The sequence below is a fragment of the Nocardia sp. NPDC052316 genome (assembly GCF_044547795.1).
In the GTDB taxonomy this organism is placed as follows: domain Bacteria; phylum Actinomycetota; class Actinomycetes; order Mycobacteriales; family Mycobacteriaceae; genus Nocardia.
On the sequence record NZ_JBIUBB010000007.1, the window covers coordinates 363,577 to 377,254 of the forward strand.

General features: G+C 65.9%; 13 protein-coding genes and 1 pseudogene. 6 read left to right on the forward strand and 8 right to left on the reverse strand.

Going from position 1 to position 13,678, the window contains the following annotated elements:
* Positions 1-53: 53 nt before the first annotated feature.
* Positions 54-1,373, reverse strand: a complete 1,320-nt coding sequence (locus ACIHA7_RS33180) for an MFS transporter (RefSeq protein ID WP_397295078.1) — start codon at positions 1,371-1,373, stop codon at positions 54-56.
* Between the two features lie 502 nt (positions 1,374-1,875).
* Here ACIHA7_RS33180 and ACIHA7_RS33185 point away from each other — a divergent pair.
* The 3 genes from ACIHA7_RS33185 (at position 1,876) to ACIHA7_RS33195 (ending at position 4,601) form a co-directional block, all read left to right on the forward strand.
* A complete protein-coding gene (locus tag ACIHA7_RS33185) occupies positions 1,876-3,339 on the forward strand; it encodes an amidase (RefSeq protein ID WP_397295080.1) in 1,464 nt (487 codons plus the stop codon).
* Between the two features lie 49 nt (positions 3,340-3,388).
* Positions 3,389-4,312, forward strand: coding sequence for a cation diffusion facilitator family transporter (locus tag ACIHA7_RS33190; protein ID WP_397295082.1), 924 nt, complete (start codon positions 3,389-3,391; stop codon positions 4,310-4,312).
* A 97-nt stretch (positions 4,313-4,409) separates the two neighbouring features.
* Complete coding sequence (locus ACIHA7_RS33195; RefSeq protein ID WP_397295083.1) at positions 4,410-4,601, forward strand: DUF6011 domain-containing protein; 192 nt, start codon at positions 4,410-4,412, stop codon at positions 4,599-4,601.
* Positions 4,602-4,853: 252 nt separating this feature from the next.
* Here the strand turns inward: ACIHA7_RS33195 and ACIHA7_RS33200 are convergent, their stop codons facing one another.
* The 6 genes and pseudogenes from ACIHA7_RS33200 to ACIHA7_RS33225 all read right to left on the reverse strand — a co-directional run bounded on the left by ACIHA7_RS33200 (position 4,854) and on the right by ACIHA7_RS33225 (position 11,130).
* Positions 4,854-5,021 (reverse strand): DUF4236 domain-containing protein, encoded by a 168-nt coding sequence (locus ACIHA7_RS33200; RefSeq protein WP_107655799.1) that lies wholly within the window; start codon positions 5,019-5,021, stop codon positions 4,854-4,856.
* A 63-nt stretch (positions 5,022-5,084) separates the two neighbouring features.
* A complete protein-coding gene (locus tag ACIHA7_RS33205; RefSeq protein ID WP_397295086.1) occupies positions 5,085-5,912 on the reverse strand; it encodes an endo alpha-1,4 polygalactosaminidase in 828 nt (275 codons plus the stop codon).
* A gap of 215 nt (positions 5,913-6,127) precedes the next feature.
* A complete protein-coding gene (locus tag ACIHA7_RS33210) occupies positions 6,128-7,102 on the reverse strand; it encodes an alpha/beta fold hydrolase (RefSeq protein ID WP_397295088.1) in 975 nt (324 codons plus the stop codon).
* 162 nt (positions 7,103-7,264) lie between these two features.
* Positions 7,265-8,491: pseudogene (locus ACIHA7_RS33215) on the reverse strand (VWA-like domain-containing protein).
* Complete coding sequence (locus ACIHA7_RS33220; protein ID WP_397295089.1) at positions 8,491-9,711, reverse strand: AAA family ATPase; 1,221 nt, start codon at positions 9,709-9,711, stop codon at positions 8,491-8,493. The pseudogene ACIHA7_RS33215 and the gene ACIHA7_RS33220 overlap by 1 nt, the downstream one beginning before the upstream one ends.
* Positions 9,712-9,765: 54 nt before the next feature.
* On the reverse strand, positions 9,766-11,130 hold the full coding sequence (locus ACIHA7_RS33225; RefSeq protein ID WP_397295091.1) for a hypothetical protein: 1,365 nt from the start codon (positions 11,128-11,130) through the stop codon (positions 9,766-9,768).
* Positions 11,131-11,494: 364 nt separating this feature from the next.
* On the opposite strand from ACIHA7_RS33225, the gene ACIHA7_RS33230 reads away from it, so the two are divergent.
* The gene (locus ACIHA7_RS33230; protein ID WP_397295093.1) at positions 11,495-12,100 is read left to right on the forward strand and encodes a GNAT family N-acetyltransferase; all 606 of its coding nucleotides are present in this window, start codon (positions 11,495-11,497) and stop codon (positions 12,098-12,100) included.
* Here ACIHA7_RS33230 and ACIHA7_RS33235 read toward each other — a convergent pair.
* Positions 12,072-12,362, reverse strand: coding sequence for a hypothetical protein (locus tag ACIHA7_RS33235; protein ID WP_397295095.1), 291 nt, complete (start codon positions 12,360-12,362; stop codon positions 12,072-12,074). The genes ACIHA7_RS33230 and ACIHA7_RS33235 overlap by 29 nt on opposite strands.
* A gap of 177 nt (positions 12,363-12,539) precedes the next feature.
* Between ACIHA7_RS33235 and ACIHA7_RS33240 the strand changes: the two genes are divergently transcribed.
* Entirely contained in the window at positions 12,540-13,298 is a 759-nt protein-coding gene (locus tag ACIHA7_RS33240) for an SDR family oxidoreductase (RefSeq protein ID WP_397295097.1), read from the forward strand.
* A gap of 26 nt (positions 13,299-13,324) precedes the next feature.
* Positions 13,325-13,648 carry a nuclear transport factor 2 family protein gene (locus ACIHA7_RS33245; protein WP_397295098.1) on the forward strand — a complete coding sequence of 108 codons (324 nt, stop codon included), beginning with the start codon at positions 13,325-13,327 and terminating at the stop codon, positions 13,646-13,648.
* Positions 13,649-13,678 lie beyond the last annotated feature (30 nt).

The window sequence follows — 13,678 nt, forward strand, 5'->3', positions numbered from 1 at the left end:
TATGAATCAGGTGCGGGCCACCCCTCGACCGAGGGGGCGCTTCGTCGAACCGACTACAACGCCCTGTCTTTGGTCTCCACCAACGCCTTGGTGCAGAAGAAACTCACCACCGCCAGGCCCGCCATCATGTAACCGATCGCATTGCTGCCGTAGGCCGACGCGAGCGGCGTGGCGATCAGAGGCGGAATCGCACCGCCGAGCACTCCCGCCAAGTTGTAGCCGAGCCCAGCTCCGGTGTAGCGATAGCGCGTTTGGAACATCTCCGGCAGCAGCGCCCCGCACGGGCCGTACGCGACCCCGAAGATCGCCAGGGTAGTCAGCACACTGATCACGAAGGCGGGGCGAGAACCGCTGTCGAGCAGCGGAAACAGCGCCAGCGACCAGACCACGGCGAGCCCGGACGAGACCAGCAGGACCAAGCGCCGACCGAGTCGGTCCGAGTACAAGGCCGAAAGCACAATCGCCGCACCGAATACCAGCGCCGCCGCGATACCGACGATCAGCACGAAGGGCCGACTGAAGCCGAGGGTCTTGGTGCCATAACTGGTCAGGAACGCGGTGCCCATATAGAAGAAGGCGAACAGAATGGCCAGCGCGCCCGCGGAAAGCAGGATCTCCTTGGTCTGGAATCGCCAGGCTTCCAGGAACGGCAAGCGCGTCGGCGCTGGGTCGAGGGCCCGCTGGGTCGCGTTCGCCCGGAACACGGGGGTCTCGTCGATCGCCAGCCGCACATACAACCCGATACCGACCAGGACGATGGAGAAGACGAACGGGATCCGCCAGCCCCAGTTCAGGAAATCGTCGTTCGTATCGCCGAGGAACGTGCCGGTGATCAGGAAGGTAGCGCTGGACAGCGCGAAGGCGAATGCGGGCCCGATCTGCGGGAACATGGCGTAGAGGCCACGCTTCCCTGCCGGCGCGTACTCGGCCGTCAGCAAAGTCGCACCGGCCCACTCGCCACCGACGGCGAAGCCTTGGCCGAATCGCAGCAGCACCAGGATCAGTGGTGCCGCGACACCGATGGTGGCCGCCCCGGGGAGTAGGCCGATCAGCAAGGTGGAGATACCCATCAGCAAAAGCGTGGAGACGAGGGTCTTCTTGCGGCCGATCCGATCGCCGAAATGCCCGAAGATCATGGCGCCCACCGGCCGTGCGACGAAGGCGACCGCGAAAGTCGCGAACGATGCGACGGTGCCCGCTGTCGAACCGAGCGCCGGAAAGAACACCTTCGGAAATACCAGCGCTGCCGCGGTCCCGTAGATGAAGAAATCATAGAACTCGATGGTGGTGCCGATACAGCTGGCGATGGCCACCCGCCGCACACTCGTGCGGCTCGTCGTCACCGTTGTCCGTTCTGGCGACAGTCTTTTCATACGGTCCTCATCTCATGCACCCTGCGCTGTCCACGCGGGACGCGGGGTGAGTGGGACCATAGTGATTCAGGTCACTCATCGACTACCCCTCAACGGGGGTGGTCGCGCCGTCGGTGGACGCGCGCGCAGTCGCTGATGGCGACGGCGTCGGGCGCGCGGAGAACAACTCTGTGCGCGACGCGGTGTCGAATGTGCATCGCGATTTGCCAATTGCCTTGAATGGTGCCCACGTGACATCAAAGCCTTTCGACCTTTCGAACTCCGAACAACGAGCACGACAGCGGAGAATTGAGACATGTATCCCGTTGCGCACAGCCATATTTCATGGCTTTCACCTGGCGGCCAACTCCTGTCAGAAGGCCCTGACCTGCGGTAATAACCGCTCGGAGGCGTCACGGATGCGCGATCTCGCCAATCGAAATGCGACCCGAGCCGTGTTCCCGGTGAATATGAACGACTAACGCGCGTCAGGCATTCGAAAAGGGCCGGTATGGTCGAATCCATGGAGTGGAACTTTGTTGCGGCTGAACGGCTTTTGACGGCTTTGCATGCGGGCGAGGTCACGTCGGCGGAACTCACCGACCAGGCCATCGCGCGTATCGAACGCGACGACAAGCTGATCAATGCCATCTGTGTGCCGGACTTCGATCAGGCACGCGAAGCCGCCCGCGCCGCCGACCAGGCGCGCGCCCGCGGCGAGGATCGGCCGTTGCTGGGTATTCCGGTGACGGTCAAAGAGTCGTACAACATGGCAGGCCTGCCCACCACCTGGGGCATGCCGCAGCACCGGAACTACCTGCCCGCCGAAGACGCGGTACAGGTGTCGCGGCTCAGGGCCGCGGGTGCGGTGATTCTCGGCAAAACCAATGTGCCGCACACACTGCGAGATATCCAGAGCTTCAACGAGATCTACGGCACCACCAACAACCCGTGGGATCACACTCGCACGTCGGGTGGGTCGTCCGGCGGCTCTGCGGCGGCCTTGGCGTGCGACTTCGGCGCGCTGTCCATCGGCTCGGATATCGCCGGTTCGTTGCGCACGCCCGCGCATTTCTGCGGCATCTACGCACACAAGCCGACCCTCGGGCTGGCCGCGACCCGAGGCATGGTCGCACCGCCCGCGCTCGCATTGCCGGTCGAACTGGACCTCGCGGTCGTCGGCCCGATGGCACGCACCGCCCGCGACCTCACGCTGCTGCTCGACGTCATGGCCGGACCGGACCCGCTGACCTTCGGTGTGGCCTACGATTTGACGCTGCCCCCGGCGCGCCACGACCGGCTCGGCGACTTCCGGGTGCTGGTCCTCGACGACCATCCGGTCATTCCCACCGGCTCCGCCGTGCGAGCGGGCGTGCGCCGAGTCGCCGACGCGCTGGTCGAGGCGGGCGCCCGCGTCGAACGGCACAGCCCGCTGCTACCCGATCTGACCGAGGCCGCGACGCTGTACATGCAGCTGCTGATGTCGAACGTCGCTGCGAGCCACACCGCCGAGGCGTATGACCAGCTGGTGCGCCACGCCGCCGGATTGAGCGCACACGACGAGAGTCTCGATGCGGCGCGGTACCGCGCCATGGTATTCAGCCACCGCGAGTGGATCGAGGCGAACAACCGTCGCGAACTGCACCGTCAGGGTTGGCGGCAACTCTTCGGCGAGTTCGATGCGGTGGTGTGCCCGATTACGCCCACCCCCGCGTTTCCGCACGACCACAACGGTGGTCTGGAGGCACGACTGATCGATATCGACGGCGTCGACTACCCATACTTCGACCAGCTCGTGTGGGCCGGTGTGGCCACCATGCCCGGCCTGCCCGCCACGGCCGTCCCCGCCGGCCGGTCCCCCGAGGGACTGCCGGTGGGCGTGCAGATCATCGGCCCGATGTTCGAGGACCGCACGCCGCTGCGGCTGGCCGAACTGCTCGAACAGGAGATCGGCGGCTTCCAGGCACCGATGGTCGGCAACCCGTAAGCCGTGTCCGCGCGCGGATGGCGCGGTGCCGCCGGTAGCGTTGGCGTCCATGTCGAGCGGTGGCAGCAGTACCACAGCAATCCTGGCCGCGCTGGGCGCCAACGCCGGTATCACGCTCGCGAAGTTCGTCGGCGCGGTGCTGACGGGTTCGTCGTCGATGCTGGCCGAAGCGATGCATTCGCTGGCCGACACCGCCAACGAAGCCCTGTTGCTGCTGGGCAAACGGCGAGCCGCCCATCCGCCGGACGCGGTGCACCAGTTCGGTTACGGCCGCAATCGCTACTTCTACTCGTTCGTGGTCGCGCTGGTGCTGTTCACCATGGGTTCGCTGTTCGCCATCGATGAGGGCATCACCAAGATCCGACGTCCCGAGGAGCTCAGCTCACCGGTGGTCGCGATCGCCATCCTGCTCATCGCGATGGCGTTGGAGACGTTCAGCCTGCTCACCGCGCGGCGCGAATCCCAGCCGCTCAAAGGGCGTGGCAGTTGGTGGCAGTTCATCCGCACGTCGCGCAATCCCGAGCTGCCGGTGGTGCTGCTCGAGGACAGCGGGGCGCTGGTCGGGCTCGCCTTCGCGTTCACCGGTGTCGGCTTGACCATGCTCACCGGCGACGCACGCTGGGACGGCGTCGGCACCCTCGCCATCGGCATCCTGCTCGGCGTCATCGCCGTGGTGCTGATTGTGGAGATGAAGAGTCTGCTCATCGGCGAGGGGGCCACGCCCGACGAGGAGCGCGCCATCCGCGGCAATCTCGTCGACGACACCCACTTCGACCGCGTAATCCACCTGCGCACCGAGTATCTCGCGCCCGACGAGTTGCTCATCGCCGCGAAGGTTGCCGTCCGACCCGGTCTGACCATCGACGACGTGGCCACCGCCATCGACGCCGCCGAGGACCGCGTCCGCGCCGCCGTCCCCGCGGCCGGCCTCATGTACCTCGAACCCGACCTCTACCGTCCCGACCACCGCTGAACCGCTGCGGCACAAACGATCCTGTCTTCCCGCACAAAACGTGTCGGTCCCCTGTGTCAGGCTTCCTTCTGGAACAACCTGGCCGGAGGAGATCGATATGGCCGCGACCGACGACAAGCCTGAAGTACGACTCGTAGCGCACTGCCGCCGATGCCATGGCTGGCTGGTGTCGCCGGAGTCGGTGTCGCAAGGAATTGGTCCGACCTGCGCGGTGCGCGAGCGTGCGGATCAGCGCGCCGCGGCGGCACGTGAGTTGACGCTGTTCGATATCACGGCCGCTGCGGCGTAAGTTCGGCGAGCGAATGCCGCCACCGCGGACGTGCCGACCGGTTGCTGACCGCTCGCACCGCGCCGGTGCAACTGTCCGGCGACGCCCGACGGATGCCGGCTTCGCTGCGCTTAACTGGCCGGACCATCGAAGTATCCTGCTGGACAAGCGATCATGGGGAACCAGTGCTGTTGGCCTCTCGGCCGACGCCAGCACCAGTTCCTCCTGATCGCCCGACCAGTGTCTGTGGGTGGCGCAGACCCGAGAGTTTGTTCAGCGCTGGCGCCAGCTCAGTGGGCCTGGCAGGTCGACATTGTTCTTCCTGGTGCGTGAGTTCCATGACCACGGGCCGATTTTGATGCCCCACGAGGACAGACCCGACTGGGTGAAGTTGAATTTCAACGGCCCGAAGGACTTACGCTGGCGATATTTGAAGGGCATGGGAAACCTCTCTAGCTCTTCCCCAGGATAACCGACCGTGTTGTCCCCTATGGCTTTCGCTGGTCAGCACGTCTTCCTGACGTAGTCGGGTTCCCCCGGCGTCGACACCTCGACGTCACGGAGCACGATGCTCAGTTTGTTTCCGTACTCGGCGCAAGCGGCTGCCAGTCCGGGTTCGGTGTACTCGATATCGATGACGTTGTTGTTGTATGCCCTGGCGTAGTCCCCGCACTCCTCGGTGTCGCCGCATTCCTCGGCGACCGCGAAATCCAGTCCGGCGGCGGTTCTTTGGTCGAGGAGTTCGGCGGCGTTCTTCTGACCGATGGCGAGGCCGCGATCGTGCGAGTACTTGGCGAGCAGGGCGATGAAGGCGACCGCCTGGTCGGGGGCCAGCAGTCCCTTCGAGCGGTCGTAGCTGTCGTAGTTGTCGACTTCGACGGCGTTGAAACGCTTGTCGGCGCATCCGCCGATCCACTGGTTGACCTTGTCCGCGATGCGGGTGCGTTTGTCGGCGGTGCGGATGTCGAGCAGCGCCTCTTTCCACCTCGTGTCGTAGACGATCTTGCCGTCCTTGTCGCGCAGCAGGAGATCGGCGGGCCATTCGTTTTCCGCGCCGGGCTGGACCTGAAAGCCGTTGACGTAGCAGATGTTGTAGAGCCCGCTGGCCGGTTCGGCGCCGTGGTCCCGACTGACGACGGTCACGCCGGGCGGCGGCGCGTACGGACTGGTGATCTGGTAATCGAACCCCGCGTTCACCGGCGGCAGGGTGATCGCCGGTGCGGCACCCGCGGTGCCGGCCTGCTGCCCGGCGAGGCAGGAGGCCGCTGCGACGAGCACCGCGACGGTGCTCACCCAGCGGCGGCGAATGCGTGCGATGGACGTGGTGCTCACAAGACCCTCTTCGTTCCCTGGTGACGGCTACCGCCCGAAGGACATCACCCGGCCACCGCCCCACCCACGCACCGTGCCGAAAGCCCTTCAGGCACAGCCAGATACAACCACTCCGCGCCGGTTCCGTCAACGTTCGCGCATCGGTGGCAGTGGGATGACCTGCCAGACAACGGCTTATCGCCTCCGATCAGGGCCGCACACAAAGCCTTACAAGGTCACTCCGCTGCACGCATAGATTCCATGGCGGCCGCCAAAATCTGCCGAGCATTATCACCCCCGAGGACACTGAAATGATTACCGGGCACATACCGCAGATCGAGGTTCGGCGTACGACTTTCCAGACCATCGATCAGCACCGGCGTCTCCAGGAAGTCATCGGTCGGGTAAAAGACCTGGAGCACCGGTATATCGATGTAGTCGTACTGCGGCTCGGTCAGATGCGGCCACATCGCCTGCCGGTATCGCTCCAGCCCGTCGACGTCGTCGTCGACGTTCGTGTGCAATCCGCCACCCGGCATCTCAGGAGCCATCAGCGAAGCCACCACACCCAGCAGCTGAACCGGAATACCGGTACGGACCGCGGCGTCCGGCAACACCGGGATCTCGATACCCGCCAGATAACTCAACACCGCCACTTGCGCGGCCCACTGACCGGTCAGCTCCGGCTTCTCCCGCGGCACCCGACGCAACGCGTTTCCCGCCAGATCCGCCGAGGGGAATCCGATCACCGACATCGAGGCGATCCGGCCGGGAAACATGGTGTTGTACTGGCTGCCGATGAACGGCCCCCACCCGTCACCGAAGATGTGGACCCGACGCCCTGGAGCGGTCTGGTCCATCACCGCGCCCAACTCTCCCGCCAGGTTCTCCATCGAGTAGGCCCCTGGCCTGCGGTCGTGACTCGTGCGGCCCGCCCCGTGCATGTCCCAGCGGACTACATGAAACCCGTTCGCGCCCAGCTGTTCTGCCATCGGCACCATGAGGCTGGAGTCGCCCGGCCAGTCACCGGTCATCATGACGATCGGGGCGTCACCGTCCGGTCCGTATTCGAAGAACGACACCGGGAATCCCTGATATTCGACGAATCCCGGGCGACCCGAGTCCTCCGGGTCCGCCTGTGCGGTTCCGGCTGGACCGACCACCGCCAATGCCACGACAGCGAGGAATGCCGTACTCCTGAACAGCCGCATCGTGCAGCCACCTCTCCACCGTCGTCGAGAAAATGGATGACCCGCCGAGATCACAGCGCTGACAAGCTCCAGGAGCGTGCCCGATGAGGATATTACGACTCTCCCCCTCATTGGCAAGTATCCAGCAACCGCTAGGCGTGGCGCGCGGCGAACGCCGTGTGCCTACCCGATATCGACCACGCGGGCCCACGCGGGCGGCGCGTCCGGCACGTAGTCGTGATCGTTTTCGGCACGCGGGCGACGAAACAGACCGATTACCGTCCGGCACGGTGGCCGCCTGGTCGGCCATGGTGTCTGCCCGTCGGTCAACACCACGAGCACGTCCGGACCGGGTTGGGCGCGAACAGCTTTGGTGATGCCGGTGCGGAGATCCGTTCCCCCGCCGCCCACCAGTGGTATCCGCTCGGCCCGACACAGGGGGTGCACGATCCTGGCCGCCGCGTCACAAGACAGCACGGTGATCAGATCGCGCCGCCCGCCCACCGCACGCGAGATGGCCGCCACTTCGAGCAGCGCGCTGCCCAATTCGGCGTCACTGACCGACCCCGAGGTGTCGATGAGCACCGAAACCCGTGGCGGCGTGCGCCGCAGGCTCGGCAGCACCACGCCGGACACCGCGGCCGAGCGCCGAGCGGGCCTGCCATAGGTGTAGTCCTCGCCCGCACCGGACCCGCCGACCGCCGAGCGGAGCGCGGCCCCCAGCAGATCGCGCCACGGCTGTGGCGGATGCAACGCCTCCTCGGCCCAGCGCTGCCACCCTTGGGGCGCATCCCCCGGACGGCCGACGATACCCTGCGCCACCCGGAACCGGACCGCGTCGCGTTCCTGCTCGCTCAGTCCGTCGGCGCCGTCCGGTCCCACCTCCCACTCCCGGTCCAATCCGTCTGCGCCGCTGCCACAGTCGAGCCAGGTCATGCCCTGCGTGTGCGGCCCGAGCCGGAACTCGAGCAGATACTCCTCCATGAGCTTGCCCGCGGACAACTCCAACAACGCGGGCGTGACGGCCCCCTCCGGCTGCACCAGCCCGTCGCCGAACACGTCGTCGTTGATCTCACAGTCCGCGGCGATGTTCATGCGCAATCACTCTGCCGGGCCGGACAATTCGTGTCGCCGGGCGAATCGGTCACTGCGGCCGTGGTGGTCGCGCAGCAGGTGCGACACCTCGTGCACCCACACCCCGGCCAGCTCCTCGACCGGCGTCCGATCCACGAACCCCGGCGAAACGTAGCACCGCCAGTGCCGGTCGACGGCCATCGTCGGAACGCCGCGCGACTCGACGACAGACAGGGCGAACAGCGCGGTCGCCAGATAGGGCCGGGCGCGGGCGGCATGCAGCCGCGCGGCGAAGAGCTTGTCGCGGTCCAGCATTCGCGGCGCGATCGCGGTCATCAGCGCGTCTTCGCGACGAGGCGGGCAGCGGCCTGATCCGCACTGCGCGACACCGAGACCACTCCGGCGAGCTGCTCGATGGCCACCGGCACATCCCAGTCGCCCTGCCGCAGCGTGGCGAGAGTCGTTGCGGGAACGACGATCAGGTCCGGCGCGCCGGTTTCCAAGGCGTGCACCAGCAGCGCCCAGGCCGCGTCCCAGCGAGCCTTCTCCGGGCGTTTACGGACCGCGGCCACTACGCCGTCGAGCACCGCCTGGCGCAGGTCCCCGCGCTCGGGCAGGACGGCGGCCGCCGGGTCGGCCAGCAGCATCTCCGGGTCCGGCAGGTCCATCCGGTCCAGGCTCGCCAGCAACTCGAAGCCCGGCCCGTCGCCCACCGTGCCGCGAACCAGCAGGGACAGCACCTCGCGAGACGATCCGGCCGCGGTGGCGAAGGCGATCAGCCACACTGCCATCTGCCAGCTGCGCGGCGACGGCCACGCGCCACCACGGCGCGTGTCACTGGTCGGAATCTGATGCACAAGCGCGGGCCGCGCAGCGAGCAACACACATACCGCGCGCCGAGCGAAAGCCACTGCGTCGGTAAGCTTTTCCGGTGCCAGTCGCGGCAATGTCGCGTGCGGCCAGACTCCGCCGAGCCCGCGTACGACGACGTCGTGGTCGTGGGCCCAGCGCAGGTGCACGAACCGGTTGGCCAGCGGCGGGCTCAGCTCCCAGCCATCGGCCGCCGACGATCGCGGGTTGGCCGCCGCGACGATCCGGACATTCGGCGGCAACCGCAGGGTGCCGATCCGCCGCTCCAGCACCAGGCGCAGCAGGGCGGCTTGCACAGCGGGCGGCGCGGTGGACAACTCGTCCAGGAACAGCAGCCCGCGCCCGGCCCGGACGAGACGCACCGCCCAGTCCGGCGGGGCCATCGGGACGCCCTGTTCCGCAGGGTCGTCGCCGATGATGGGTAGCCCCGAAAAGTCCGATGGCTCATGCACGCTCGCGATCACCGTGGTCAGCGGTAGGTCGAGGTCGGTGGCCAGCTGGGCGATGGCGGCGGTCTTGCCGATCCCCGGTTCGCCCCAGAGGAGCACCGGCAGGTCGGCGGCCACGGCGAGCGACAGGGCCTCTAGTTGGTTGTCGGGGCGCGGTTCGGTGGTCACCTCACGGAGCAGGGTCAGCAACTCATCGGCAACGTCGAGTTGGGTGGATGTGCGAGCGGCAGTAAGCATGTGTGAATCACCTTGTGATCGGCAGAGTTTGGGTATGTGGCGAAGGTCGCCAGGTCAGTGCGACGACGCGTTGCGCGGATGCGCACGACGGTCGCGGGAACGGCGGCTCCGCGGCGGAACTCGGCCCGTCCCTGGTTCGGACAGGCCGGCCCTGAACAGCCCGTGGACGATCCGACGGCGCGCGGCCGCATCGAGTTCGTCGCGCAAAGCGCCGTCGCGGAGCAACGCCTCGGGCCCGAGCAGCCCCTCGACGACGGCCAGCGCGCCTGCGATATCGCCGTGGTCGAGGCGTTCACGGACGCCGCTGAGCCAGTCCGGTTGTCGATGCGCCGTGTCGATGGCCTGGAGGCAGGGCAGCGGCGTACCGGACAGCGCGGCCAGCAGTTCCTCCCGCCGTAATTCGGCCGGGTCGTGATCCAACGCCGCCAAAACCCCGTCGACCAGCCCTATTCGATGCTGCTCCCCCCGGCACTCCACGAGGCGTTCCCCTGTGCTGTCGGGAGCCTGCGGCGCATCCGGCGAATAGCCGGGCACTAGTGCCGAAGCCACCAGCGGATGCAACCGATCGGGTGTTATCGCACCGGCGCGCAGCAGTGCCAGATCGGGCAGCACCCAGGTCGCCGCGTCGGGTAGCACCGGTAACACGGACATGGCGCCGGTCGGATACTCCGACGCGATCCGCAGCGTGCGAAGTCCATCGGCAGCGGCTAGATCCAACACCAGCCGTCGTTTGGCCCCGTACCGGACCACGAATGTAGTGGTCGTCCGACCCTCCGCCTGGCAGAGGATCTCCCCCTCGGCCGCCCAACGATTGACCGCGCAGTGATCGAATCCCGTTATTGCGGTGCGCAATTCGGGGTCCAGTGGCGTGTGGTGCCCTTCGGCTCCGGACCGTACACGCAGCTCGCCGACCCTGCGCGCGTCCCACAGATGCCGGTGCAGATCCAATCGGAACCGCCGATCAGGACGAGGATGCGGATGCCGACCCGCGGTGGATCCGTCCCACAGTGCCAGGCTGATCCGTTGACCCGCATCCGCCCAGGCCGGCGCGGTACGCACCACGAGATAGAGGAAACGTGCACTGCCGCAGCCGGTCTCATACCGAGCGAGCGCGATGGTCAGACCTGGCCGCAACAGCCCGTCCGGAGCAATTCTGGGCATATGCCAGCGCAACAGGTCAGGAGCCAGCGACCGCAGATCGGCCCGAATCCGTCCCGCAAGCTCGGGCCCATGGCGACACGCCACCGACCGCAAATCGATATCGACATCGAAACCTGCTGCGGCACAAGCCCCAGCCCAGTCCCGAACCAGACGTCGGGCGGTAGCAGTCTCGATCATGGCGGGCGGCACGGCGAATTCACGCACGCGCGGCCAGAAGGACAAACGGGAAAAGTTCTCATTCGCAATGTGAGTAAGCATCAGCACTCACCTGATACGAATGAAACCCCCGATCTTTGAACAGAGTGAATCATCATCGGGTCGATCATATCGCCCACGCCCGAACTCGGCCAGCCGAGGGTGCGCCCCCCAACGGCCCTCGGTTCCAGCTATCGCTCACCGAACGAGTAGAGCAGTATCGCTGCAGCGATCCCCGCGAGACCGATCAGCGCGACCACCACTGCCAACAAGGAAACCTATGAAATAGCCTGCCGTACAACGACATACGATTCCACCCACGCCACTTGGTCATCTCCGATCGTGATCGACGCGGTACGGTTTCATCGTCACGTTTCGCCAGACGGTCACCTCGACGCGAAGCAGGTGAAGCTAAGGAGATCTCGCTGTGCCGAGCACTGTCCGCACCGCCACGACTGCCGATATCGAGGCGTGCACACGCGTGCTTGCCGAAGGCTTCGCCGACGATCCGGTGATGTCGGCGATCTGGCCTGACCGGCGTAGGCGGCATCGCGGGGTGCCGCGGTACTTCGCTACGTCGTTGCGGCATTTTCATCTGCCCGGCGGCGGTGTGCAGGTCGCGATCGACCAGCACGGTGGGCTAGGGGGTGTTGCGGTGTGGGATCCGCCGGGGCAGTGGGATCAGCCCTTCTCGCGTACGCTGCGGGCGCTGCCCGAGTTGTTGCCCGCGCTGCGGACCAGGACAACGGCGGCGATGGCTGTGCGGCGCGCGCTGGACGAGCAGCACCCGCACACACCACCGCACTGGTATCTGGCCAACATCGCGACGCCGGTCGACCGTCGCGGGCAAGGTTATGCCGCGCGGCTCATCGCCGATCGTCTGACCGAAGCTCCGGACACGGCCGCCTATCTGGTGTGCACACGTGAGAAGAATATTCGGTTCTACGAGAAATTCGGGTTCATGGTGTGTGCCACCTTTGTGCTGCCCGCGGGCGCCAATCCGCCTATGTGGGCGATGATTCGAGAGCCTTAGGCGTCTTGGTCCGGTACCACGCGACGGCGGCGATGATCGCAGGCGGGGTGAAGTTGACGAACAGGAACGGGATCTCTTCCAGGACACCGTAGCCCGCGTCGATGACGCCGACTGCCATGTTGCCTGCGGTCAGGGCGAACCAGACCAGGAGGAAGTCTTCGGCTGCGCGGTGCAGTCCTTTTCTGCCGAAGCAGGATCCGATCACGAGGAATATTGCCAGCAGGACGAAACCGACGATGATGATGACCGATGTACGGCTCACTTTTACTCCATCTCTGATGTTCGAGTCGTGGTGCGCATTACGTACGGTAAATGGGAATGAGCTGCTCGAAGCACCATACAAGCAAGATTTGTGGAGTCACCAATAATCACTGTTTCCGATGCGCCGATATTCGCCATAGCGTGGCCGGTGTCCGTTGAAGTATGAACAGATCGGAGCATGATCGTGGTACAGAGTTTGCAGGGTAGGTCGGCTGTTGTCGCGGCAGGCGCCAAGAATCTGGGCGGGCTGATCAGCCGCACGCTCGGCGAACGCGGCGCCAATGTCGCCGTGCACTTCAACAGCGACAGCACCGAACCCGATGCCGACAAGACCGTCGCCGCGATCGAGGCGGCCGGTGCCAAAGCGGTGAAATTCCAAGCGGACCTGACTGTTCCGGGAAATATCGAGCAGCTGTTCGCCGTGGCGGTCGACGCGTTCGGTGGCGTGGATATCGCGGTGAACACCGTCGGAAAGGTCTTGCGCAAGCCGATCGTCGAGACCACCGAGGAAGAATACGACTCGATGCTCGCGATCAACGCCAAGTCCGCCTACTTCTTCTTGAAAGAGGCGGGCAAACGGCTCAACGACAACGGCCGCATCGTCACCGTGGTCACCTCGTTGCTCGCCGCGTTCACCGACGGCTACTCCACCTACGCGGGCGGTAAGGCGCCGGTGGAGCACTTCACCCGCGCGGCGGCCAAGGAGTTCGCGCCGCGGCTGATCTCGGTCAACACCGTCGCCCCCGGCCCGATGGACACCCCCTTCTTCTACGGCCAGGAAACGCCGGAGCGGGTCGAGTTCCACAAGTCTCAGGCGCTCGGCAATAGCCTGACCAAGATCGAGGATATCGCCCCGCTGGTGGAATTCCTGGTCGGCGACGGCTGGTGGATCACCGGACAGACCATCCTCGCCAACGGCGGGTACACCACCCGCTGAGGCGACACCGAAGGAAGGAAATCACCGTGTCCGACAAACTACCGCAGGCCGTCGAACAATTGCTCGACGCGACCAACGCCGGAAACATCGACGCGTTTCTCGATGGATTCACCGCCGACGGAATTGTCGACGACTGGGGACGTGAGTTCTCCGGGCGCGCGGCGATCCGCGGGTGGAGCGATGGCGAATTCCTCGGCAAGCAGGTTACTTTGGCGGTCGATGACGCCGCGAACGACGGTGTGGAAACGACAGTGCACGCGCAGGTCGGCGGCAACGGGTTCAACGGCCCGAGCACATTCGTGTTCACCTCGGCCGGCGACAAGATTTCCCGAATGACCATCCGCGCCTGACCAATCGGCGGCTGACCGTCCGGACCAATA